This window comes from Massilia sp. Soil_C_3 (assembly GCF_057657035.1).
Window position 1 is genome coordinate 60,264 of sequence record NZ_JBDGJG010000015.1, and the last position, 21,119, is coordinate 81,382.

Here is a 21,119-nt window from a genome sequence, read left to right on the forward strand (position 1 = left end):
TGCAAATAAAAAACCCTGGATTTCCCCAGGGTTTTCAATTGCATTTCGAGGGTTTATCAGCGCCAGGTTGCGCCGCCATTCACCCGTCTGCGCTCATCTATACGGCCGTCGAAAATGGTCGCCGCCGTGCCGCTAGTAGCGCGTTCGTTACTCAGCACACCTTGGATATTCAGGTAGCCCATACGGCCGTTGGCATCGCCAGAGAAGCGGCCATCGCCTCGCACCGTGCCTTCGCCACGCAGCTTGACCACATCGTCCTGGGTGGTGAGATCCATGCTGGTTTCAAAGCTTCGCTTCCCGAAGTCGATATTGAGCGCACCGTTGGACAGACTTGCGCTGTGGGTGCGGCTGATACCCCCGCCATATTCGGTAATCACATATGCTTCACTGCCGCGCAGGGTAAAACCGATACTGCCATTATTTGGCGTTACGTATTCCTTGCCGGGCGTGCGATACAGCGCGAAATAACCGTTCAGTGCGATCAGTTCATTTTCCCTGCGCGCAGTCGAATAGTCGATCTCGGCTGGCAGTAAATTCACCTCTTGCCAACGTCCCCACACAACCCTTTTTTCCAGCTGAGGGGGTGTCACGACCACTGGCGGCGTAACAGGCAGAGTGGGAACCGGGATCGGAGTCGGGTCTGGAGTCGGGTCCGTCCCGGGGTTCGGCACAGGCGTCGGATTACCACCTGGCGGCACGGCCTTGTCGATCGCCGCCACCAGGCCGAGATTCTTCGCCGCTTCCACACTCACATTCGGCTGGCCACTGCCATTCTTGCTCAACGGCTCATCTGGACGGGGCGAGGCCTGACTCGGCCCCTCTGAACCGGCCTCTACCACTTGGGGCGCAGCCTGCCCCCGGCTAATCTGCAGCAACTGCCCACGCTGTGCCGCACTCAGTTCTCGGCTGGCAGCGCCTTCACACGGCCCCGCCCCTTCCGGACGGCAACCACCGGCAAAGCCACTAACGACCACGCCACCCGAAAACACCGACACGCGCGACGTATCGCTATCGGTCACGACAGTAAAATCAGTGCCACGCACGCCAATGGCGGCGACCGGCGTATTGAACCGGAAATTCTGGCGCGCATGCTTGACCGCATCGCCCGACCTGCTGCGCGCGGTTCCGCTGATCAGCTCGAACTTGACCTTGGTATTGGCCGGGTTCCGCTGGTCGATGTGGTAGGTAACGATGCGCGCCTGCGTCTGCGGACGCAGGATAAAGAGGCCATTGTCGGCCGTCTTCACATAGATATAGCCATCGGCGCCGGTCGTGAGCATCTGCCCTTCCTCGACCTGGGCGCCCTCCACGGCGGGACGGTCGCCTGCCTTGGCGGCGCCGGCGACGAAGATGATCTTGCCCGCCTCGGCGGCATGAGCGAACTGCGCGGCACATGCGAGCGTTGCGGCAATGAGTAATTTATGCAAGATGGATCCCCTTTCCTTTCCACTGTACCGTGTTGCCTAGACAAGGCTCTGTGACAACCATCACATTCTATCTGAAAGCCGACACCAAATAGTTGCAACTTAGTTTGTTCAATTACCAGATAAACAATGCATCCCAGCAACCCTAGCGATATACTTGCTGCCTCAATTCAACTGTCGTTACAACCGAAGAGTAGTGCGTGGCGCAACCTAGAACACAAGCACGGCGGCCCCGGGGTCGCTGGATCATTGCCGCGCTGGCTTTCATGGTTACCCTGTGGTCGCAGTACGCGATCGTCGCGCCATTGTCGCTTGCTGACAACATCTGGACCCGCACCATCCTGAGCCAGGTGTCTTTCCTGCCCAACGAATGGTTGCGTGACGCCTTCCTCCGCCTGCAGGTAAGCGACGACCCCGAACCGCGCATCCTGGTGGTCGATATCGACGAAACCTCGCTGGCCGAGCTCGGCCCGTGGCCATGGCCGCGCGAGCGCCTGGCCCATCTGGTCGAGATCCTGCTCGCCGAGTACGCGGCGCGCGGCGTCGCGCTCGACATCGTGCTGCCATCGAGCAGCACGGAGCCCGTGGGCGACGACCGCCTGGCCCTGCTCGCCGCCCACGGCCCGCTGGTGCCGGCCCAGGCCTTCGACTTCGATTTCGCCGGCAACCGCCCGCAGCCGGTGCGCGACGGCCACCTGGGTGGAGCGAGCGTCCGCTATCGCGGCGGCGTGCCGGCCACCGGCTATGTCGGTAATTATCCGGCGCTGGCTGCGGCGCCGAATATCGGCGCCATCGGCTTCATTCCCGACCCCGACGGCTCCCTGCGCCGCATTCCGCTGGTGACCCAGTTCGCCGGCAAGCAGTATCCCGCCCTCGGCCTGGCCCTGCTCGATTGCTGCAGCGGCAAACCGGCGCTGGCGCTGCCCGATGACAGCCTGATGCGCATCCCCTACCGCCGCGACTGGCGCGCGTATACCGTGGTGAGCGCGGCCGACATCCTGGCGCAGCGCATCGTGCCCTCCAGCGCCAGCGGACGCCTGGTGCTGATCGGATCGTCCTCGCTCGGCATGGGCGACCGCGTCTCGACCCCGCTCGCCGCCAGCCGTCCCGGCCTGGGGGTGCAGGCCTTGATCCTGTCGGCTTTGCTCGACCGCCAGGAAGGCAAGCTGCCCACACCCTGGCCCGGCCGCCTGGCCGCCTGCATGTTCGCGCTGGCCTCGATCGTCGTCTGCATGCAGGCTTTCCCACGCCTGTCGGCCGCCGCCGGCGTGGCGCTGCTGGGCCTCAGTTCGGCCCTGTGGCTTGCCATCGCTTATGTATTGGCGCGCCACGATCCCGATTTCGCCCCGATCGGCCCGCTCGGCACCAATCTGTTCCTGCTGGCGGTGGCCGTGCCCTATCAGTGGCAGCAGGCCCAGCGCCGCTCGCGCCACCTGCTGCAGACCCTGCGCCAGTACGTGGCGCCGGCCGTGGTCGAGCAATTGCTGCGCAGCGAAGAAGACGACCCGCTGCGCCCGCGCCAGGCCGACGTCACCACCCTCGTGGCCGATATGGAAGGCTATACGACCCAGGTCGAATCGCTGCCGGTGGAAGAAGCGGCGAAACTGACGCGCGACTTCCTCGATTGCCTCACCGGCCAGGTGATCGCCCACCAGGGAACACTGGACAAATACACGGGCGACGGCATGATGGCGTTCTGGGGTGCGCCGCTGCCGCTGGAACAGCATGCCGACCTGGCGCTGGACGCCGCGCACCAGATGACGCGCCGCGTGGCGGCCCTGAGCGCCGAGCGGGTGCGCCAGGGTTACCTGCCGCTGCGGGTGCGGATCGGCGTCGAGAGCGGCAACGCGATGGCAGGCGATTTCGGCACCTCGTTCCGCAGCATCTATACTGCGGTCGGCGACAGCGTCAACACCGCGGCGCGCCTCGAACAAGTGGCGCGCGACTTCCCGCACGACATCATCATCGGCCCGGGCACTGTCTACCGCAGCGGGCGACACCGTTTTCTCGCCCTGGGCGAGCGTTTGCTACGTGGCAAAGAAAGAGCGACTCCTCTGTTTACCCTCGATATGACCACCCCGGATGACGTAAGCGATCCGCAAGCCGGCGGCGCGCCCCGCGATCTCGCGAAAGGCGCGCCATGAATCCCCTGCGCACGATGGCCGCGCTGGCCCTGCTGCTCGCCCCCGGCCTGGCGCTGGCCCAGCCCGCACCCGCCGAACCGACGCCGACCGCCGAAGAACGGCTCTACCAACAAGCGCTGGAGTCGCTCGCCGAAGGCCGCAAGACCGATGCCTCGGACCAGATGATGCGCCTGATCGGCATGGTACCGCAGCACGCCGGCGCCTGGCTCGACCTGGCCCTGATCCAGTGCAGCCTGGGCCAGACCAACGAGGCCGAGCGCCTGTTCGCCACCGTCGAGACGCGCTTCGATCCGGCGCGCGAGATCCTGGAACTGATCGCCGAGGCGCGCAACACCGGCTGCATGGCCTGGACCCCGTCCAGCTCCGGCGCGCTGAGCCTCACGCGCGGCGTGGACGACAACGTCAACCAGGGCGCCAGCAATTCGTCGTTCATCGTCGAAGGCCCGGACGGGCAGGTCGAACTGCCGCTGCTGGAGGACTTTCTCCCCAAGCGCGACCAGTACACCCAGGTCGGGGGCGACTATGTGCGCGACCTGACCGCCAACGGCACCATGGGTTTCGTGCAATTCCAGGGCCGGCGCTATGACCGCCTGCGCGACTACGACACCGCCTCGCTATACGCTGGCGTCGAGTCGCCATGGCGCTTCGGGCGCTGGGTGGTGCGTGGCACCGGCTCGCTGGGCGTGTCCGGCATGGGCGGCCACCTGTACCAGCGCCAGGCCCAGGCCCAGCTGCGGGTCACGCCGCCGCTGCCCTTGCCGGCGCGCACCCAGCTGCACCTGATCGGCGCCGCCACGCTCACCAAGTACGCAACCCTAGACACCTTCGATTCCGAGATGTTCGAGGCGCGCGCCCTGCTCAGCCACCACACCGGCTCGTTCAGCGCCAACGCCACCGCCGGCCTGCTGTCGGACCGTGCGCGCGACGACCGTCCCGGCGGCAACCGCCATGGCAGCTACCTGAGCCTGAACCTGCGCCAGCCGCTCGGCTGGAACACGATGGCCGAGCTGGCCTGGACGCGCCAGACCTGGGACAGCGCCAGCGCCTATTCGCCGGAGCTCCTGATCGACCAGGTGCGCGCCCAGCGCACGCAGGTGGTGCGCGCCTCGCTGACCTACCAGTTGGCGAAGCGGCAAAACGTTGTGCTGGAAGCACGGGCGGTGCGTAATCGCGAGAATATTTCGATCTTTCAGTACAATAACCGCCAGTTGCAGCTGAGCTGGCAGTGGCTATACCCCTGAGTTGGGCTGTACAATCGCGGGTTCGTGAATCTGAAGGGTTGTCGGCGGCATGGGGCTGGAAGCGATCTTGTTTGTCTGCGCCGCGGCCGCCGTGTGCATTGGCTGCCTGGTGCCGAACCGCTGGCTGCCGCCGTTGCCAAACGATAAATTCCTGCATTTCGCCGCTTTTGCCGTGCTGACCGTGCTGGCCCTGCGTATCGCCGACGGCGCGCTCGAGACGGCGTACTGGCTGGCCGGCTTGCTGATCGGCGGATGGCTGATCGAATGCCTGCAGACCCTGGTTCCCGACCGCCGCTTTTGCTGGCGTGACATGGCCGCCAATACCGCCGGCATCGCCTGCGCTGTGCTGGTGGTGGCGCTCGCCAGTCAGGCAGCACCCGACGCTGTAGGGTGGACGGCTTCGCCGTCCACGCGGTGATAGTTATCGGCTCCCTTATCGCGCCGGATTTGTAAGAGACTGAACTCCCAGATGACTTCCACCACCAAGCTTTCCCAGAATGCCGAAGCCGCGCCGGGCGCGGCCCCGCAGCTGCAGGAACGCCAGATCCAGGTTCACCTGCGCAAGATTCCCCTGCTCGCCGACCTGGGCGACGAGGACATCGCGCGCGTCAAGACCGAGCTGCGCTACCGCCACTTTCCGAAGCGTTCGGTGGTGCTGCACAAGGGCGGCAGCGCCGATGCGCTGCTGTTCCTGCTGTCGGGCCAGTTGCAGGTGATCGACGTCACCGAAGACGGGCGCGCGGTCGGCCTGCGCATGCTGGCGTCCGGCGACTTCTTCGGCGAAATTGCCCTGATCAACGGCTCGACCCGCTCGGCGTCGGTAGTGGCCATGACCGAGGTGCTGGTCGCCTTCCTGCCTGCGTCCACCGCCCTGCACCTGTTCTCGCACTCGCCTTCGGTGGCGCGCAAGATGCTGGGCCACCTGGCACAAAAAATCCAGCGCGACTCGGAGTTCCGCGCCCTGCTCAGCATCAACAATACCTCGCGCCGCATCTTTACGTATATCGCCCTGATGCCGCAGGTGGTGGACAAGGACGGCAAGCAGGTGGTCGAAAACCTGCCGACCCACCAGGATATCGCCAACATGATCAATACCAGCCGCGAGACCGTGACCCGGGCGCTGCTGACACTGGTGCAGCAGGGTGTGGTGCAGAAGGAAGCGCATCGGCTGGTGATCCTGGATCCGGATGCGTTGCAGAGGCTGGCGCAGGGCGGCTGACCACTCTGGCCAAGCAAGCAATTACACTCTTCCCGAAGTAATGGCAGAAGAAATGAGCGTCGCACCGCATGAGGTCATGTGGCCGTGGAAAGCCACGGGTACGCCGCCTGCCCGGATCAGTGGATCACCCTCGATGATGGTGCAGACGACGTGACCGGCGACCGGACAGGTGCACGCATCGCCTTTCCGGGCGACTGCGACGCCATTCACGAACGCGGTGCCGGAGGCGCTGATGACCTTCCCTCCGTGGGAGGTAATATCGCCGAGTCGGATTACACCTTGCATCGCGTTCCCTTTCCATCGCTTGTGTTGTCGTTAGCATCAACCAGCCGCGCTGGCTGAGCCAACCAGGCCAATCAGTCGGATATCCAGCGCCAGACTGTCAGACCGTACGCCGAGCCAAGGTTAGCCATCGTTTCGCCTGTCTCATAGCGCCGTTGTGTGGCGTCAGCGTCCACCTGTTGCCAAACGCCAGATTTAGGACAAGGTTGGCCAGCTTTTTCGCGCAATTCATGCTCCGATTCTTCTCGGCGGGCGTGGGGAACCACCGGATGCCAAGTCGTCGCAACGGCTACGGTCTTTGGACGAAAAACCGGATGGCCCTCGGCTCTCAGCTCGTCTGTCGTTTTGATAACGCGAAAGGCTGGCTGCATCCGCAGTCCCTTGATCGCGAAGGTCAAACTGTGGTTTTCAAGGCCCGTGCCGGGATACCAAACCCCGGTCCATGGCACTTCGTCGCCGGTTCGGCATCCAATTGATCTGTCGACCACGTAGTCAGATATAGGCTCGTTGATTTTTACGCTCGACGAACTCATATCCGATTTAACATAATTTTCGTACACCTCCGCAATGTACTCCCCCGGAAACCCATCATCGTCGCTATTTCGCCCGGCATCCGGAGTTGGATTAAAAAACGCATCATCTGTCACCATCGCATTAGCAAGAGCGCTCTCAATTTTTCTCGCATACGCCATTAATCGGGAAACTCTAACGTGGTCAAACTCGTGGTATTCCTCCTCTGTCATCCAGCTATGTAGCGGCTGCTCCATAATTCCTCGCATATCTCCCCTGATCGACCCTGCCATGCTCCACACCAACTTATAATCCCCAAGCATTGCAAGCTCAGCTCCGCGCCTAAAACCATTTGCCCGCTTCTTGAATACGTCATAAATCTGCCCGCTTCTTCCGAATCCAGCAGTATGTCTTGATACAGCAAGGCTACCGAACCATTCCACAATCCCATCACACTCACGCGCAGCGGCTTCGTAAAATTCTGCGGATGTAAATAAATACCAAATGGCAGCCTCCAAGCTCAGATTTCTCATTACTTGCTCCTTTCTTGATTATGGGGACAATGGAACAGTCAGCAAAATACGCTTTGCCTCTTCCGGCATGTAATCGCTAGCGCCCCATCCCGTCTCAATCGGTCCTTTAATGTGGGAATCACTGATTTTCGCACGCAACTTGGAAGGCACCACTTCACCCGTAACATCGACAAATTCAACTCTCCTATCTACATTGCCTGAATAATCCATAACCGACATCCCAGTCTCACGATCCAACCTTGGCATTGCCTCGACCATGCTGTCACGATTACCAGGAAAGAAAACAATCTGCTCGCCTCCGCCTTTCAAGTAATAATCCGTATCATCAAGCTTCTGACTAGCAGCTGGTCCACGCCATACTGGTAAAGATTCGCCAGCTTTGACTTCATACTCGACCGACCAACCGTTCTGATTCCATTCTGGTTTCACAGCAAATCTGCCACGCCATTCATCTCTATTTTTAATGGCCTTGAACTCCGCTTCCGACATCCAAAAAATTCCTCCTCCCTCATTGGATGGATCAATTACTCGATAAAACTTAGCTGGCCCAACTATCACATCAGAACGAATTCCCCCACCATTATCCGTGAAGGTTTCGATCTGGGGTCCACTGAGTTTTGGATGAGCCGGATTGGCTAGCATAAGATCCTGCACACGTTTATCTGTTGCATTGATCGGGGGGTTTTCCATTTTCCCATCGAATTTCTTTGCCCACTTCGGCGGCTTTGCATTAATCAACCTTGCCGACCCCACCTGCGAAATCGGCGCAATCCATCCCCGATTCGTCCTATATATCTCTACCCGCCAAGCGTGATCGTCCAACCTCTTCGCGACCACTTTCAACACGGTTCGGATCGGCTGAGAAAATTGCTGAATCGCGCCACTGATCGCATGCCGCTTCGCATCGATGAATTTGACGAACTCATCCACTCGTTCACGAATAATGCCCGGCACCAAGGGCCTAATTTTCTGCAGCAGCGCTTTGAGCTCATTGAATTTCTCATCCAACGCGCGTTTCAGCTTGCCCGGAGCAAGCTTTTCGCCCGCCTCCCGAACCACCTTCGCCACGAACTTGAAAACATCGGGCAGTTTACCGTTCGTCGCCCATTGCGCCACCCGATTGTGCTGCAGATATTCGGTAATTTTCGGCAATGCCGCGTCGCAGGCCCGATTAGTCGCCGTCACCAGCTTGCCGACGTTCGTAATATCGTCCGCATGCTTGATCAGTGGTTTTAGATAAACCCACACCAATCGCAGCACACTCTTGACGACGGTCCCCACTTCGGGAAAGAACCCGACAACGGTCGTGGCGATAAAGAACAGGGTGACCTTGTTGGTCGGGTCCTTGCGATACTGCCGGATATTGGCGCACAGATCGCGCAGATCGCAGATGGTATCGACCACCGGAATCATCGATACGACCATATCGAAGCCAATCTGCCCCGTCGACCGCTCGGCGTTGAAATCCCCCTGCAGCGCGCCCCATATCCACTCGCCGATTCCCACGTCATCCGGCTTCTCAATCCCATTGACTTCGTTCAGGGCATGCAAGGTGTCATCCGGAGCACCCATCACCGGTCTCCCCCGCCGCGAGACTTCCGTGTCGCAACCGGCTCCTGCGCAAGGAGCGGATCGAGTCCCGCCACCAAATCCCCGACCGTCGGTCGCGGATCATCCTTGGCCGACGGTGAATTGTGATAGACCACCTTGCTGATCGCATCCGGCAGGTTGCGCTCTTCAGCCATGCCATTGCCATCGAGCGTACCGCTCTTCTGCTGGCCGTCTGCAAGGTGCAGCGTGTACGGTACGCCGGCCATGGGCGCGCCCTGGTAGCCGTCCAGGTCCAGCTTCAGCCAGTTGGTATGCTCGGCCGAGGGAAAGAATGGCAGCTCCGCCTGCTGCTGGGCCGGACCGTCCCATTGATGCTTGCCGGCCTTAACGGTGAATTCGCCCGCACACCCGAGTTCGAGCTTGCCATTGGCAATCTTGATATAAGCGCCTCCACACAGCAGCGTCAGGCTCTTCTTGGCCGCAATTACGACCTCGCCCTGACTGGCGCTGATCTTCACATCGCGATCGGCTGCAATACCGATACTGTCCTGTTGGGCTTGAATATCGAGCTTGCCGGCGCGCGCGATATGCTTCATGCCATCGTGGTGGGCAAACAGCGAAATGCCCTTGCCCGCATTGATATTCACGCGTTGACCAGCCACCACCTGGATGTGCTGCTGTGCGACGACATTGTGCTGGTGGCCGCTATAGTTCACGGACGATCCGGGCGTGGCGCTTACCAACCCACCTTCGGCGTATTGTGCGATCAACGGCGCCGCACGCTCCCCATTGTCCTCGCCCTTGGTATTGCTGCCCTGCTCGGCGTCCTCCAACGCCTTGCGCAACTGCTCGTGCGACGACGCGTCGACCGGCATGGCCTGATGCTGGCCAGAAAACGTTCCCAACTCCTTCAAAAGCGCGTGCGAACTTTCGAGCAGGGCCTGCAAAGGTTCACGTTCGAGCTGCTTGCCCTGGGCGCCGAGCATCGCCTGGGTCGTCAGCAACATCAGGCGCGCCGCGCGCAGCACGACCGACTGGTCGCTGCGCAGCTCTGCACCTTCCCCTCGCGGCCGCCCCTTGCCGTCGCTTCTCGGATGCGTCAGCCACCCGAGATTGAGCTGGCTATGTCCATGATCGCTGGCCAGCTGCGCACTGATCTGTCCTGGCGTGTCATCCAGCCGAAGCTGGTTGCAGCGCGCACCCTGCACCTCCTTGCTCTTGATGCCGGCAAGGAAACGGTTTTCAGGCAATGTCCCTACGTGGCTGAAGGCCGCGGGCTCCGCCGTGCCGCCATAGACGAGGCCGATGACAATCGGCTTATCCGGATCGCCACCCAGGAAGTCCACCAGCACCTCGTCCCCCACTCTCGGCAGGCTGATGCTCCCCCATGCCTTGCTGGCCCAGTGACTGGCGACCCGCACCCAGGCCGAATCGCGGTCTGAATTGCTGGCGCCGCCGCCACCGCGATGATCTTCTTCACGTGTCCCCGGAAAGCGCAGCTTGACGCGCCCCAGCGCATCGCAATGGACCTCTTCACCGGGCGGCCCGACCACAATGGCTGTTTCAGTCTGTGCACGCGGCGCGTCGAGACGCGGATCATAGGCCGGCACGAGCGGCGTTCCGCGCCGCACGCAAGTAAAGCGGTTGGTGTACCGGACGTCGCGTTCCTTGCTCGCCCGCTCCAGGTCGGCATGCGATGCCACCTCGGGCCAGCCATTGGCGGCAAACAAGCGCTGCACCCTGTCACCGAGATCTTTGCCAAGATTGTTTTCGGCGACCATGGACAATTCCGTGACCACGAAGTCACGCTCGTCGCTGGGATGCGTGTCGATCTCGGGGTGGCCTTCGAGATGAAACCATTCACCGATGCACAAATCACGCACACCGCTTTCGCCGTGAAAGCACTTGGCTTCGTATTCATGCCGCTGGATGCGCAGTTCCCCTAGACGCCGGAAATCGTCGCCAGTGTCGGCAATATGGGGAGCCTCGATCCGATGATCTTCCAGGGTCGACGCGAACTGGTCTCCGGCGTTTCCCTGTTTTCCGATCGTGGGCGATTGCGCCAGCATCATCCGCCCCTGGCGGTAGTCCCAGCTTTGCCGGCTGACGCTGCCGGCCGCCAGGGTCCGCTTCGCGCTCCAGTTCACGATTCCATCCCGCTTTTCGGTCGCTGCATCGCGATGAAACCGCACGCTGCCTGCGGCATTGCGCGCCAGTGCGGATGGAGAATCGAACAGCACGAGGGCGTGGATGGGAGCGGGTGCGCTGCCGACGCCGTCTTGCCGCACAGGACGGATGAACCAGGAAATTCCCCGGCGCCGGCACAAGCGGCGTACGAAGGCGGCGTCCGATTCGTTGTACTGCATCGTGAATTCGCGCGCCGCGCATGGCCGGCTGATGCCGGTCGTATCGATATCGAAGGCCCGCGCCAGTATTGGATTACGGTTGCGCCATTCGCCGACCATCGCGACGATGATATCGATCTCGCTCATATTGCGAAAGACCCGCGTATTGACGCGCTGCTCCATCAGCGACAGCGCGTCACGAACCACCAACTGGTAGGTTGCCAATCCGCCGTCGCTTTGGCCGGCATGTGCCTGGGCCACAATACCGCAGACGGATCGCAAGCCGCCCCGATCGGTGACGAACTGCAGCTCCGCCGGTAGTGCAATGAACGTCTTCAGCGGCAGCGCAACGTGCTCGGAGAGACAAAGCAGGCGATATTCGATGCCGTCGCACAAGGCTTCCTTGCCAGAGACTTGCTTGATGAGCAGGGCGTCATCGAGGGCAGGGTCCTGACTTCCGAGCCGTAGCCGGATTGGGCGGTTTGCCTGGGTCAGGCCGGCGCTGAATGCCTTTAATGTGTGCAGATCCATGTGCGAATTCTTCTATGAAGGAAACCACACGTGAAAATGCCATATTGAAAGTCCGTAGCATTGACATCCGTCACTACCTTGAATGTCTGGTCTATCTGCCGTCCTGAACGGACGTCAGTATTCACTGACACGTCGTTACAATTGAACAATTTGTGCGCTGGACCGTGGAGTATAATTCCGCTGTTAACGACCCAGCATTACTATGACGACAACCCTCCCGCCACACTTCCTGGCGCCCTCCGACGCGACCGCACGATGATCTCGCCCCTGATGCTGCGTGGCCTGTGGGCCTACCGCGGTTTCGTGCTGGGCAGCGTGAAACGCGAATTCCAGTCGAAATACGCAAATGCGATCCTCGGCGCCGTCTGGTCGGTGCTCAGTCCGCTCGCGATGATCCTGGTGTACACCGTGATCTTCTCCGAAGTCATGCGCACCAAGCTGCCCGGCGCCGACTCCGGCTTCGCCTACTCGATCTACCTTTGCGCGGGCATCCTGACCTGGGGCCTGTTCGCCGAGATCGTCGCGCGCGGCCAGAACATGTTTATCGAGCAAGCCAACCTGATCAAGAAGATCAGCTTCCCGCGCATCTGCCTGCCCTTGATCGTAGTCCTCAACGCGCTGGTCAATTTCGGTATCATCTTCGGCTTGTTCGTGGTGTTCCTGATTGCCACCGGCAACTTCCCGGGCCTGATGTTCTTCTCCCTGCTGCCGGTGCTGGTGGTGCAGGTGCTGCTGGCGATCGGCTTGGCCATGATCGCCGGCGTGCTCAACGTCTTCTTCCGCGACGTCGGCCAGTTCGTGACGATCGCGATGCAGTTCTGGTTCTGGCTGACCCCGATCGTCTATCCGGCCACCATCCTGCCGCCCGAAGTGCGCGAGCTGATGGCGTGGAATCCGATGGCGCCGCTGATCGGCGCCTACCAGGCGGTGCTGGTGCACGGCGCGGCGCCCGACTGGGCCGCGATCTGGCCGGTGGCGCTGCTGGCCCTGCTGCTGTGCGTGTTCGGCATGCGCCTGTTCAGGAAGCGCGCCGGCGAAATGGTGGATGAACTCTGATGGGCACGATTACCGTTTCAGGCCTGGGCAAGGCCTATAAAACCTATCCGACGCGCCTGTCGCGCCTGGCGGAATGGATGTTGCCGATGCGCGGTGCGCGCCACACGCTCAAATGGGTGCTGCGCGACGTCAGCTTCCAGGTGGCGCCTGGCGAAGCCGTCGGCCTCATCGGCATCAACGGCGCCGGCAAGAGCACCCTGCTCAAGCTGATCACCGGCACCACGCAGCCGACCACCGGCGGCGTCGCCATGCAGGGCAGCGTGGCCGCCCTGCTCGAACTGGGCATGGGCTTCCATCCCGACTTCACCGGCCGCCAGAACGCCTATATGGCGGGCCAGCTGCTGGGCATGACGGCCGACGAGATCACCGCGCTGATGCCGCAGATCGAAGCCTTCGCCGACATCGGCGAGTACATGGACCAGCCGGTGCGGGTGTATTCGAGCGGGATGCAGATGCGCGTGGCGTTCTCGGTCGCCACCGCGCGCCGGCCCGACATCCTGATCGTCGACGAAGCGCTGTCGGTGGGCGACGCCTATTTCCAGCACAAGAGCTTCGACCGCATCCGCCAGTTCCGCAAGCAGGGCACCACCCTGCTGCTGGTCTCGCACGACAAGCAGGCGATCCAGTCGGTGTGCGACCGCGCCATCCTGCTCGACGGCGGGCGCCTGGCGCGCGAGGGCAAGCCCGAGGAAATCATGGACTACTACAACGCCATGATCGCCGAGCGCGAAAACGAGACCGTGCGCCTGCAGGAGGCGGCCGGCGGCAAGGTGCAGACCGTGTCCGGCACCGGCGAAGCCACGGTGGCCGACATCGCCCTGCTCGACGAGAGCGGCGCGCGGGTCGAGGTGGTCGACGTCGGCAGCCCGGTCACGCTCGAGGTTAAGGTGCGTGCCCACGCGCCGATCCCGCGCATGGTGCTGGGCTATATGATCAAGGACCGCCTCGGCCAGCCGATGTACGGCACCAATACCCACCTGAAGGAACTGCCGCTGTCCGACATAGCGGCCGGCGAAGACGTGATCTACCGCTTCGCCTTCCCGATGAACCTGGGTCCCGGCACCTATTCGGTCGCGACCGCGATCGTCAGCACCGAGACCCACCTGGTCAACAACTACGAATGGCGCGACCTGGCGCTGGTGTTCACCGTGATGAACATGCGCAGGCCCCATTTCGAAGGCTCGGCCTGGCTCGATCCGGCCATCGACATCCAACGCACATGACTTTCGTTTCCTATTCCCAGAACAGCGAGGACGTGCTCCTGTGGCGCGCGCTGGGCCACGTCAAGGACGGCTTCTACATCGACGTCGGCGCCAACGACCCGGTCGAACACTCGGTCACCAAGGCTTTCTACGACGCCGGCTGGCGCGGCATCAGCATCGAGCCGCTGCCCTCCTTCCACCAGGCCTTCGAAGAGCAGCGCCCGCGCGACGTCAACCTGGCCATCGCGGCCGGCGCGACCGACGGTGAGCTGACCCTGTACGACGTGCCGGCGGTGCGCGGCTGGGCTTCGCCCGACGAATCGGTGGCCGAACTGCACCGCAGCGAAGGCCATGTGGTGGCCGAGCTCAAGGTGCCGGTGCGCACCCTGGCCGCGATCTGCGCCGAGCACGTGCAGGGCGACATCCACTTTTTGAAGATCGACGTCGAAGGCTTCGAGGGCGAAGTGCTGCGCGGGATGGATTTCAAGCGCTGGCGCCCGTGGGTGCTGGTGATCGAGGCCACCCTGCCCAACAGCCGCGCCACCAACCACGAGACCTGGGAACACCTGGTTACCAGCCAGGGCTACACCTATGCCTGGTTCGATGGCCTGAACCGCTACTACGTGGCGGCCGAACATCCCGATCTGCTGGCGTTGCTGGACATCCAGCCGAACGTGTTCGACGACTACATCACCCACCACCTGGACAGCGCCTGGAAACAGATCGACGCGCTGCGCGCGCAGTCCGACCACGGCTGGCAGCGCGCCGCCGAACTCGAACGCCAGGTGCTCTATTACCAGGAGCGCGCCGAATTCGACGCCCGCACGGCGGCCGAGCTGGCGCAGCGCAGCGAGCGCCTGCGCCAGGAACTGGCCACCGTGCGCCAGGAACTGCGCGCCAGCGAGGCCCAGCTGCAGCAGGTCGAACTGCAGGCCCAGACCCTCACCGCCCAGCTGCACGAGACCGCGGCCTGGGGCAAGGACCTCGAACAGCGCCTGCTGGCCACCCTGTCGAGCACCTCGTGGCGCATCACCGCGCCGCTGCGCTTCATCGCGCGCCGCGGCCCGGACGGCCTGGTCGGACTCACCAAACGCAAGGCGCGCGGCGCCGCCCGCCGCGCGCTGCGCTGGCTGACCTCGCGCGAAGCGCTGCGCCGCACGGTGCTGCCGCTGGTGATGCGTTCGCCCAAGCTGCAGGCGCTGCTGTCACGCGCGCTTGCCGCCGCCAAGCAGGCCACCCAGGAGCAGGCCGCCCATGGCGCGGCCGTGCCGCACGCGCAGCGTGAATTGCCGCAATCGGCGCGCGACGCCCTCGAGCAGCTGCGCCGCGCCTACGAACCGAACAAAGACTGACCATGCGCCTGATCATCGACTTCCACGCCCCGCAGGCGGCCCCCGCCCAGGACACGGCCATGCTGCGCAGCCTGGCGCTGTCCCTGCTCGACGCCCGCGCCCAGGCGCAGCCGCAACAGCAGCAATGGGACATCCACGTGGCCGTCAGCGGCCGCCATCCGACCGACGTCGACGTGCTGCGCCACGCCTTCGACGGCCTGCTGCCCGAGGGGCGCTTCCACGTCTACGCCCAGCCGAATGGCGACGACGCCTGGCGCCGCCACGGCGCGCATGCGCTGCGCGCCGGCTTCCTGGCTTCGCTGGCGCCCGACCTGGTGCTGTCCATGTGGCAGCCGGATGCCGACCCGGCCTGGGCCGGCTACTGGACCGCGGGCGTGCCGCAGGTGCTGGGCGCGGCCGACCTGGCGAGCGTGCTTGCCGCGCCGCGCGCGCAGCAAGACCTGCTGCGCGGCGCCGCGCTGGTGCTGGCCGCGGATCCCGATGCGGCGCTGACCCTCGACGCCGTGCTGACGCCGGCGCCGGTGCTGGCGGTCGACGACGTGCAAGCCGTGTGGCATGCCCTTGCGAAGGCGGCGCTGAAGTCCGCGCAGACCGCCGCAGCGCCGGCAGCGAAACCCAGCCTGGCGCTGGTCTCGCCGCTGCCGCCCGAGCACTCGGGCATCGCTGACTACAGCGCAGAACTGGTCCTCGAGCTCGAGAAACACTATGCGGTCGAGCTGGTGCTCACGCCGGGCGTCACGCCCGACGCCGCGCTGGCGCGCTTCCCGCAGCGCGACGTCGATTACTTCATGCGTCACGGCGCCGGTTACGACCGCGTGCTCTACCACTTCGGCAACTCGAACGCGCACAAGCATATGTTCGCGCTGCTGCGCCGCCATCCGGGCGCCGTGGTGCTGCACGACTTCTTCCTGAGCGGTGTGCTCGACAATATGGAACGCGACGGCGACGTGCCCGAGGCTTTCCTGCAGGCGCTGTACGCCTCGCACGGCCACAGCGGGCTGCACTACCACCGCGAACACGGCCGCAATCCGTCGATCTGGCAATTCCCGTGCAATAAAGAGGTGCTGGACCGCGCCGCCGGCATCATCGTCCACGGCGACTTTTCGCGCCGCCTGGCCGAACAGTGGTACGGCCCGGGCGCCGCCGATGGCTGGCGCACCATCCCGCTGCTGCGCGGCCAGGTCGCGCACGACGCCGACACTTCGGCAGCACGCGCCGCAGCGCGCGCGCGCCTGGGCCTGGGCGCCGACGACTACGTCGTCAGCAGCTTCGGCATGCTCGGCTCGACCAAGCTCAATCAGCGCCTGTTAAATGCGTACCTGGCGTCGCCGCTGGCGGCCGATCCGCGCTGCCGCCTGGTCTTCGTCGGCGCCAACGATCCCGGCCCCTACGGCATCGAGCTGCTGCGCGCGATCGCCGAACGCGGCGCCGGTGCGCGCATCGACATCACGGGCTTCGTCAGCGCCGAAGCCTACCAGGATTGGCTTGCCGCCAGCGATTGCGCGGTACAGCTGCGCACCCAGACCCGTGGCGAGACCTCGGCCTCGGTGCTCGACTGCCTGATGCACGGCCTGCCGTCCATCGTCAACGCCCACGGCGGCGCGGCCGACCTGCCGCCGGACGCCCTGTGCATGCTGCCCGACCTGTTCGAGGATGCCGCACTGACGGCGGCGCTGGCCGACCTGCACGCATCGCCGGCGCGCCGCGCCGCGCTGGCCCAGGCCGGCCGCGCCCACATCGCGCACCATCATGCCCCTGGCGCGGTCGGCGCGCTGTATGTGGAGGCGATCGAAGCCTTCGCCCAGGACAGCGCCCCCGCACGCCGGCAACAGCTGGTGGCCGCGCTCAGCGCGCCCGGCACGCCGCGCCCGCCGGGTGAAGCGGCGCTGGTCGAGACCGCGGCCATGATCGCCGCCAACGCCCTGCCGACGGCGCCGCGCCAGCTGCTGGTCGACATCTCGGCGCTGGTCCAGGCCGACCACAAGACCGGCATCCAGCGCGTGGTGCGCAGCATCGTGCTGGCGCTGGTGCAGGAGCCGCCGGCCGGCTACCGCATCGAGCCCGTGTACAGCGAAGGCGGCAACCGCAGCTACCGCTATGCGCGCGCCTTCACCGCCTCGATGCTCGGCACGCCGCCGCTGGCGCTCGAGGATGCGCCGATCGAAGCGCGGCCTGGCGACGTGTTCCTGGGCCTGGACCTGGCCACCAATATGACCACCCAGAACCAGCCGCAGTTGCTGGCGCTGCGCCGCCGCGGCGTGGCGATCTGGTTCACCGTGTACGACCTGCTGCCGCTGCTGCGGCCGGACTGCTTCCCCTTCGGCGCCGAGAAATACTACGGCGACTTCATCGACACCATCTCGCTGGTGGCGGACGGCATCGTGACCATCTCGCGCGCGGTGGCCGACGAGCTGGCCGAGTGGCTGGCCCAGCGTCCGAACCGGCGCGTTGCCCCGCTCAAGCTGTCGCACTTCCACCTGGGCGCCGACATCGACGCCAGCGCGCCGAGCCGCGGCCTGCCCGACAACGCGGCCCAGGCCATGGAAGCGCTGCGCCGCGCGCCGACCCTCTTGATGGTGGGCACGCTCGAGCCGCGCAAGGGCCAGGCCCAGGCGCTGGCGGCCTGCGAACTGCTGTGGGCGCGCGGGATCGAGGTCAACCTCGTCATCGTCGGCAAGAACGGCTGGCTGGTCGACGCCCTGGCCGAGCGCCTGCAGGCGCACCCGGAGCGCGAACGGCGCCTGTTCTGGTTCAACGGCGTCTCGGACGAGATGCTGGTGCAGCTCTACGAGCACAGTTCGGCGCTGCTGGCGGCATCCGAAGGCGAAGGCTTCGGCCTGCCGCTGATCGAGGCCGCCCAGAAGGGCTTGCCGATCATCGCGCGCGGCATCCCGGTATTCCGCGAAGTGGCCGGCAATCACGCCTATTACTTCGAGGGCGGCAAGCCGGAAGACCTGGCCGCCGCCATCGAGGGCTGGCTGGCGCTGCACGCGGCCGGCAGTGCGCCGCCGTCGTCCGCCATGCCGTGGCTGACCTGGCGCCAGAGTGCCGCGCAGTTGATGGAAGCCGTGGTCCAGGACCGCCACCACGCCAGGCTGTCGGCCGAAGGCATGGCCCCGCAACTGCTGGTGGACGTCTCGGCCATGGTGCGCGAAGACCTGCGCACCGGCATCCAGCGCGTGGTGCGCGCCCAGCTGCTCGAGCTGCTGCGGGCCCAGGGCCGCCACGTCCAAGTGCTGCCGGTCTACCTCAGCGACGAGGGCGGGGCCTGGCACTACCGCTACGCGCGGCGCTACCTGCATGCGCTGATGGGCACGGTCGGCGACGGCGTCCACGACGACGAGGTGACGGTCGCCGCCGGCGACGTGTTCTACAGTCCCGACGTGTTCCCGCGCGCGGTGATCGAAGCGGCGCGCCACGGCCTGTATGCGCGCTGGCGCGCGGCCGGCGTGCGCGTGCACTTCATGGTGCACGACATCCTGCCGGTGCTGCGTCCCGAATTCTTCCCGCCCGGCGCCGACCGCGAATTCGGCGACTGGCTGCGCGCCATCGGCGCCGCGGCCGACGGCCTGGTATGCATCAGCGCCGCGGTGGCCGACGAGACCCGCGACTGGCTGGCGGCCAATGCGCCCCAGGCGACGCCGGGCGACTACCTGGTGCTGCACCACGGCGCCGACATCGGCGCCTCGCAGCCGACCACCGGACTGCCGGACGGCGCCGAGACGCTGCTGGCCGACCTGCGGGCCGCCTCCACCTTCGTGATGGTCGGCACCATCGAGCCGCGCAAGGGCCATCTGCAGACCCTCGACGCCTTCGAGCGCCTGTGGGCCCAGGGACTGGACCTGCGCCTGGTGATCGTCGGCGCCGAAGGCTGGAAAGGTTTGCCCGACGGTGCGCGCCGCACCATCCCGCAGCTGGTGGCGCGTCTGCGCTCCCACCCCGAGCTGGGCCGCCGCCTGCACTGGCTGCAGGGCATCAGCGACGAATACCTGGACCGCGTGTACGCGGCCAGCACCTGCCTGCTGTTCGCCAGCGAGGGCGAAGGCTTCGGCCTGCCGCTGATCGAGGCCGCGGGCCATGGCGTGCCGCTGCTGGCGCGCGACCTGCCGGTGTTCCGCGAGGTGGCCGGCGAACACGCCCATTACTTCAGCGGCGCCGACGGCGCGGCGCTGGCCGCCGCCGTGCAGGACTGGCTGCGCCTCTACGCCGCCGGCCAGGCGCCGCGCCCCGAGGGCATCGCCGGCCGCACCTGGGCCGACAACGCCGCCGAACTGATGACGAACCTGTTCGCCAAACCATGAACGCTACCGACACCTCCTCCCGCCCGCTGGTGGTCGACCTCGACGGCACCCTGATCCATTCCGACCTGCTGTGGGAAGCGATCGTGCTGTTCCTCAAGCAGAACATCCTGCGCGCCTGGCTGCTGCCGCTGTGGCTCCTGCGCGGCAAGGCCGGCTTCAAGGAACAGCTGGCGCGCGAGGTCGACCTCGACCCGGCCGCCCTGCCCTATGACCAGAAGGTGCTGGAGCTGGTGCGCACCGAGCGCGCGCGCGGACGCACCGTGGTGCTGGCCACCGGCTCGCAGCGCATCTTCGCCGAGCGCATCGCTGCCCACCTGGGCCTGTTCGACCTGGTGCTGGCCACCGATGACGGCATCAACCTGACCTCGCACAACAAGGCGCGCCGCCTGGCCGAGCTGTATGGCAGCAAGGGCTACGATTACATCGGCAACTCGCGCGCCGACCTGGCGGTGTGGCTCGACTGCGCCGATCCATATTCGGTGCACTGCAAGCCGTTCCGCCTGGCCGACGGCCGCAGCACCGTGCATTCGGGCAGCGTGCGCGGCGGCGCGGCCATGGCCCTGCTCAAGGCGATGCGCCCGCGCCAGTGGCTCAAGAACCTGCTGGTGTTCGTGCCGATGCTGGCCGGGCATGAGCTCGACCTGTGGACCTTCGAGGCCTCGCTGGTGGCCTTCCTGGCGTTCTCGCTGTGCGCCTCCAGCGCCTACCTGCTCAACGACGCGCTCGACGCCCAGGACGACCGCGTGCATCCGACCAAGCACCGCCGCCCGATCGCTTCCGGCGCGCTGCCGCTGCCGCTGGCGCTCGGCATGAGCCCCCTGCTGGCGCTGGCCGCGCTGGCGCTGTCCGCCAGCTACAGCGCGCTGCTGCTGGTGGTGGTGACGCTGTACTTCATCAGCACGGTGACCTATTCGGTCTACCTCAAGCGCCTGCTGATGGTCGACATCGTCACGCTCGCCATCCTGTACAGCCTGCGCATCCTGGGCGGCAGCGCCGCCACCGCGATCGCGCCCTCGTTCTGGCTGCTGGCGTTCTCGTTCTTCATCTTCCTGAGCCTCGCCCTGCTCAAGCGCCACAGCGAACTGTTCAACCTGCACCGCGAGGGCAAGGAAAAGACGCGCGGGCGCGGCTACACCACGGCCGACAAGGGACCGATCGGCATCATGGGCATCAACGCCGCCTTCGTGTCGGTGCTGATCTTCATGCTCTACTTTAATTCGAACAACGTGCTCGACCTGTACGCCAGCCCCGGCTGGCTGGCCGGCATCCTGCCGCTGCTGGTGTTCTGGCTGGGCCGCCTGTGGGTGCTGGCCTACCGCGGCGAAGTCAACGAAGACCCGGTGCTGTACGTCAGCAAGGACAAGGTCAGCCTGATCGTCGTGGCGCTGTGCCTGGCCCTGGCCGTGCTGGCCGCCTATCCCTGACCAT

14 protein-coding genes are annotated in these 21,119 nt (G+C 64.9%); 9 read left to right on the forward strand and 5 right to left on the reverse strand.

Going from position 1 to position 21,119, the window contains the following annotated elements; translation table 11 throughout:
* Positions 1–56: 56 nt before the first annotated feature.
* Positions 57–1,427 carry a FecR family protein gene (locus AC3A6F_RS24575; protein ID WP_487686271.1) on the reverse strand — a complete coding sequence of 457 codons (1,371 nt, stop codon included), beginning with the start codon at positions 1,425–1,427 and terminating at the stop codon, positions 57–59.
* A 263-nt stretch (positions 1,428–1,690) separates the two neighbouring features.
* Between AC3A6F_RS24575 and AC3A6F_RS24580 the strand changes: the two genes are divergently transcribed.
* The 4 genes from AC3A6F_RS24580 to AC3A6F_RS24595 are packed head-to-tail and all read left to right on the forward strand — an operon-like array spanning position 1,691 to position 6,028.
* Complete coding sequence (locus tag AC3A6F_RS24580; RefSeq protein ID WP_487686274.1) at positions 1,691–3,568, forward strand: CHASE2 domain-containing protein; 1,878 nt, start codon at positions 1,691–1,693, stop codon at positions 3,566–3,568.
* Complete coding sequence (locus AC3A6F_RS24585; protein WP_487686277.1) at positions 3,565–4,809, forward strand: tetratricopeptide repeat protein; 1,245 nt, start codon at positions 3,565–3,567, stop codon at positions 4,807–4,809. Before AC3A6F_RS24580 ends, AC3A6F_RS24585 begins: the two co-directional genes overlap by 4 nt.
* A 49-nt stretch (positions 4,810–4,858) precedes the next feature.
* Positions 4,859–5,227, forward strand: coding sequence for a VanZ family protein (locus AC3A6F_RS24590; RefSeq protein WP_487686280.1), 369 nt, complete (start codon positions 4,859–4,861; stop codon positions 5,225–5,227).
* A 51-nt stretch (positions 5,228–5,278) separates the two neighbouring features.
* Positions 5,279–6,028 (forward strand): Crp/Fnr family transcriptional regulator, encoded by a 750-nt coding sequence (locus AC3A6F_RS24595; RefSeq protein ID WP_487686283.1) that lies wholly within the window; start codon positions 5,279–5,281, stop codon positions 6,026–6,028.
* Between the two features lie 21 nt (positions 6,029–6,049).
* On the opposite strand, the gene AC3A6F_RS24600 is transcribed toward AC3A6F_RS24595, so the two are convergent.
* From AC3A6F_RS24600 to AC3A6F_RS24615, 4 genes are all read right to left on the reverse strand, one after another.
* A complete protein-coding gene (locus AC3A6F_RS24600; RefSeq protein WP_487686286.1) occupies positions 6,050–6,313 on the reverse strand; it encodes a PAAR domain-containing protein in 264 nt (87 codons plus the stop codon).
* Between the two features lie 71 nt (positions 6,314–6,384).
* A complete protein-coding gene (locus AC3A6F_RS24605) occupies positions 6,385–7,353 on the reverse strand; it encodes a hypothetical protein (protein ID WP_487686289.1) in 969 nt (322 codons plus the stop codon).
* A gap of 18 nt (positions 7,354–7,371) precedes the next feature.
* Positions 7,372–8,925, reverse strand: a complete 1,554-nt coding sequence (locus tag AC3A6F_RS24610) for a hypothetical protein (protein ID WP_487686292.1) — start codon at positions 8,923–8,925, stop codon at positions 7,372–7,374.
* Entirely contained in the window at positions 8,925–11,780 is a 2,856-nt protein-coding gene (locus AC3A6F_RS24615; protein ID WP_487686295.1) for a type VI secretion system Vgr family protein, read from the reverse strand. The genes AC3A6F_RS24610 and AC3A6F_RS24615 overlap by 1 nt, the downstream gene beginning before the upstream one ends.
* 255 nt (positions 11,781–12,035) lie before the next feature.
* Between AC3A6F_RS24615 and AC3A6F_RS24620 the strand changes: the two genes are divergently transcribed.
* The 5 genes from AC3A6F_RS24620 to AC3A6F_RS24640 are packed head-to-tail and all read left to right on the forward strand — an operon-like array spanning position 12,036 to position 21,115.
* The gene (locus tag AC3A6F_RS24620) at positions 12,036–12,836 is read left to right on the forward strand and encodes an ABC transporter permease (protein WP_487686297.1); all 801 of its coding nucleotides are present in this window, start codon (positions 12,036–12,038) and stop codon (positions 12,834–12,836) included.
* On the forward strand, positions 12,836–14,059 hold the full coding sequence (locus tag AC3A6F_RS24625; protein WP_487686300.1) for an ABC transporter ATP-binding protein: 1,224 nt from the start codon (positions 12,836–12,838) through the stop codon (positions 14,057–14,059). The genes AC3A6F_RS24620 and AC3A6F_RS24625 overlap by 1 nt, the downstream gene beginning before the upstream one ends.
* Positions 14,056–15,390 carry an FkbM family methyltransferase gene (locus tag AC3A6F_RS24630; RefSeq protein ID WP_487686303.1) on the forward strand — a complete coding sequence of 445 codons (1,335 nt, stop codon included), beginning with the start codon at positions 14,056–14,058 and terminating at the stop codon, positions 15,388–15,390. The genes AC3A6F_RS24625 and AC3A6F_RS24630 overlap by 4 nt, the downstream gene beginning before the upstream one ends.
* A 2-nt stretch (positions 15,391–15,392) precedes the next feature.
* A complete protein-coding gene (locus AC3A6F_RS24635; RefSeq protein WP_487686306.1) occupies positions 15,393–19,691 on the forward strand; it encodes a glycosyltransferase in 4,299 nt (1,432 codons plus the stop codon).
* The gene (locus AC3A6F_RS24640; protein ID WP_487686309.1) at positions 19,688–21,115 is read left to right on the forward strand and encodes a UbiA family prenyltransferase; all 1,428 of its coding nucleotides are present in this window, start codon (positions 19,688–19,690) and stop codon (positions 21,113–21,115) included. Before AC3A6F_RS24635 ends, AC3A6F_RS24640 begins: the two co-directional genes overlap by 4 nt.
* Positions 21,116–21,119 lie beyond the last annotated feature (4 nt).

Excerpts from the sequence above, each read along its gene's own strand:
- AC3A6F_RS24625 (WP_487686300.1), top strand. The coding sequence starts at position 12,836 with ATGGGCACGATTACCGTTTCAGGCCTGGGCAAGGCCTATAAAACCTAT.
- AC3A6F_RS24640 (WP_487686309.1), top strand. The coding sequence starts at position 19,688 with ATGAACGCTACCGACACCTCCTCCCGCCCGCTGGTGGTCGACCTCGAC.
- AC3A6F_RS24635 (WP_487686306.1), top strand. The coding sequence starts at position 15,393 with ATGCGCCTGATCATCGACTTCCACGCCCCGCAGGCGGCCCCCGCCCAG.
- AC3A6F_RS24595 (WP_487686283.1), top strand. The coding sequence starts at position 5,279 with ATGACTTCCACCACCAAGCTTTCCCAGAATGCCGAAGCCGCGCCGGGC.
- AC3A6F_RS24580 (WP_487686274.1), top strand. The coding sequence starts at position 1,691 with ATGGTTACCCTGTGGTCGCAGTACGCGATCGTCGCGCCATTGTCGCTT.
- AC3A6F_RS24600 (WP_487686286.1), bottom strand. The coding sequence starts at position 6,313 with ATGCAAGGTGTAATCCGACTCGGCGATATTACCTCCCACGGAGGGAAG.
- AC3A6F_RS24610 (WP_487686292.1), bottom strand. The coding sequence starts at position 8,925 with ATGGGTGCTCCGGATGACACCTTGCATGCCCTGAACGAAGTCAATGGG.
- AC3A6F_RS24590 (WP_487686280.1), top strand. The coding sequence starts at position 4,859 with ATGGGGCTGGAAGCGATCTTGTTTGTCTGCGCCGCGGCCGCCGTGTGC.
- AC3A6F_RS24630 (WP_487686303.1), top strand. The coding sequence starts at position 14,056 with ATGACTTTCGTTTCCTATTCCCAGAACAGCGAGGACGTGCTCCTGTGG.
- AC3A6F_RS24585 (WP_487686277.1), top strand. The coding sequence starts at position 3,565 with ATGAATCCCCTGCGCACGATGGCCGCGCTGGCCCTGCTGCTCGCCCCC.
- AC3A6F_RS24605 (WP_487686289.1), bottom strand. The coding sequence starts at position 7,353 with ATGAGAAATCTGAGCTTGGAGGCTGCCATTTGGTATTTATTTACATCC.
- AC3A6F_RS24620 (WP_487686297.1), top strand. The coding sequence starts at position 12,036 with ATGATCTCGCCCCTGATGCTGCGTGGCCTGTGGGCCTACCGCGGTTTC.
- AC3A6F_RS24615 (WP_487686295.1), bottom strand. The coding sequence starts at position 11,780 with ATGGATCTGCACACATTAAAGGCATTCAGCGCCGGCCTGACCCAGGCA.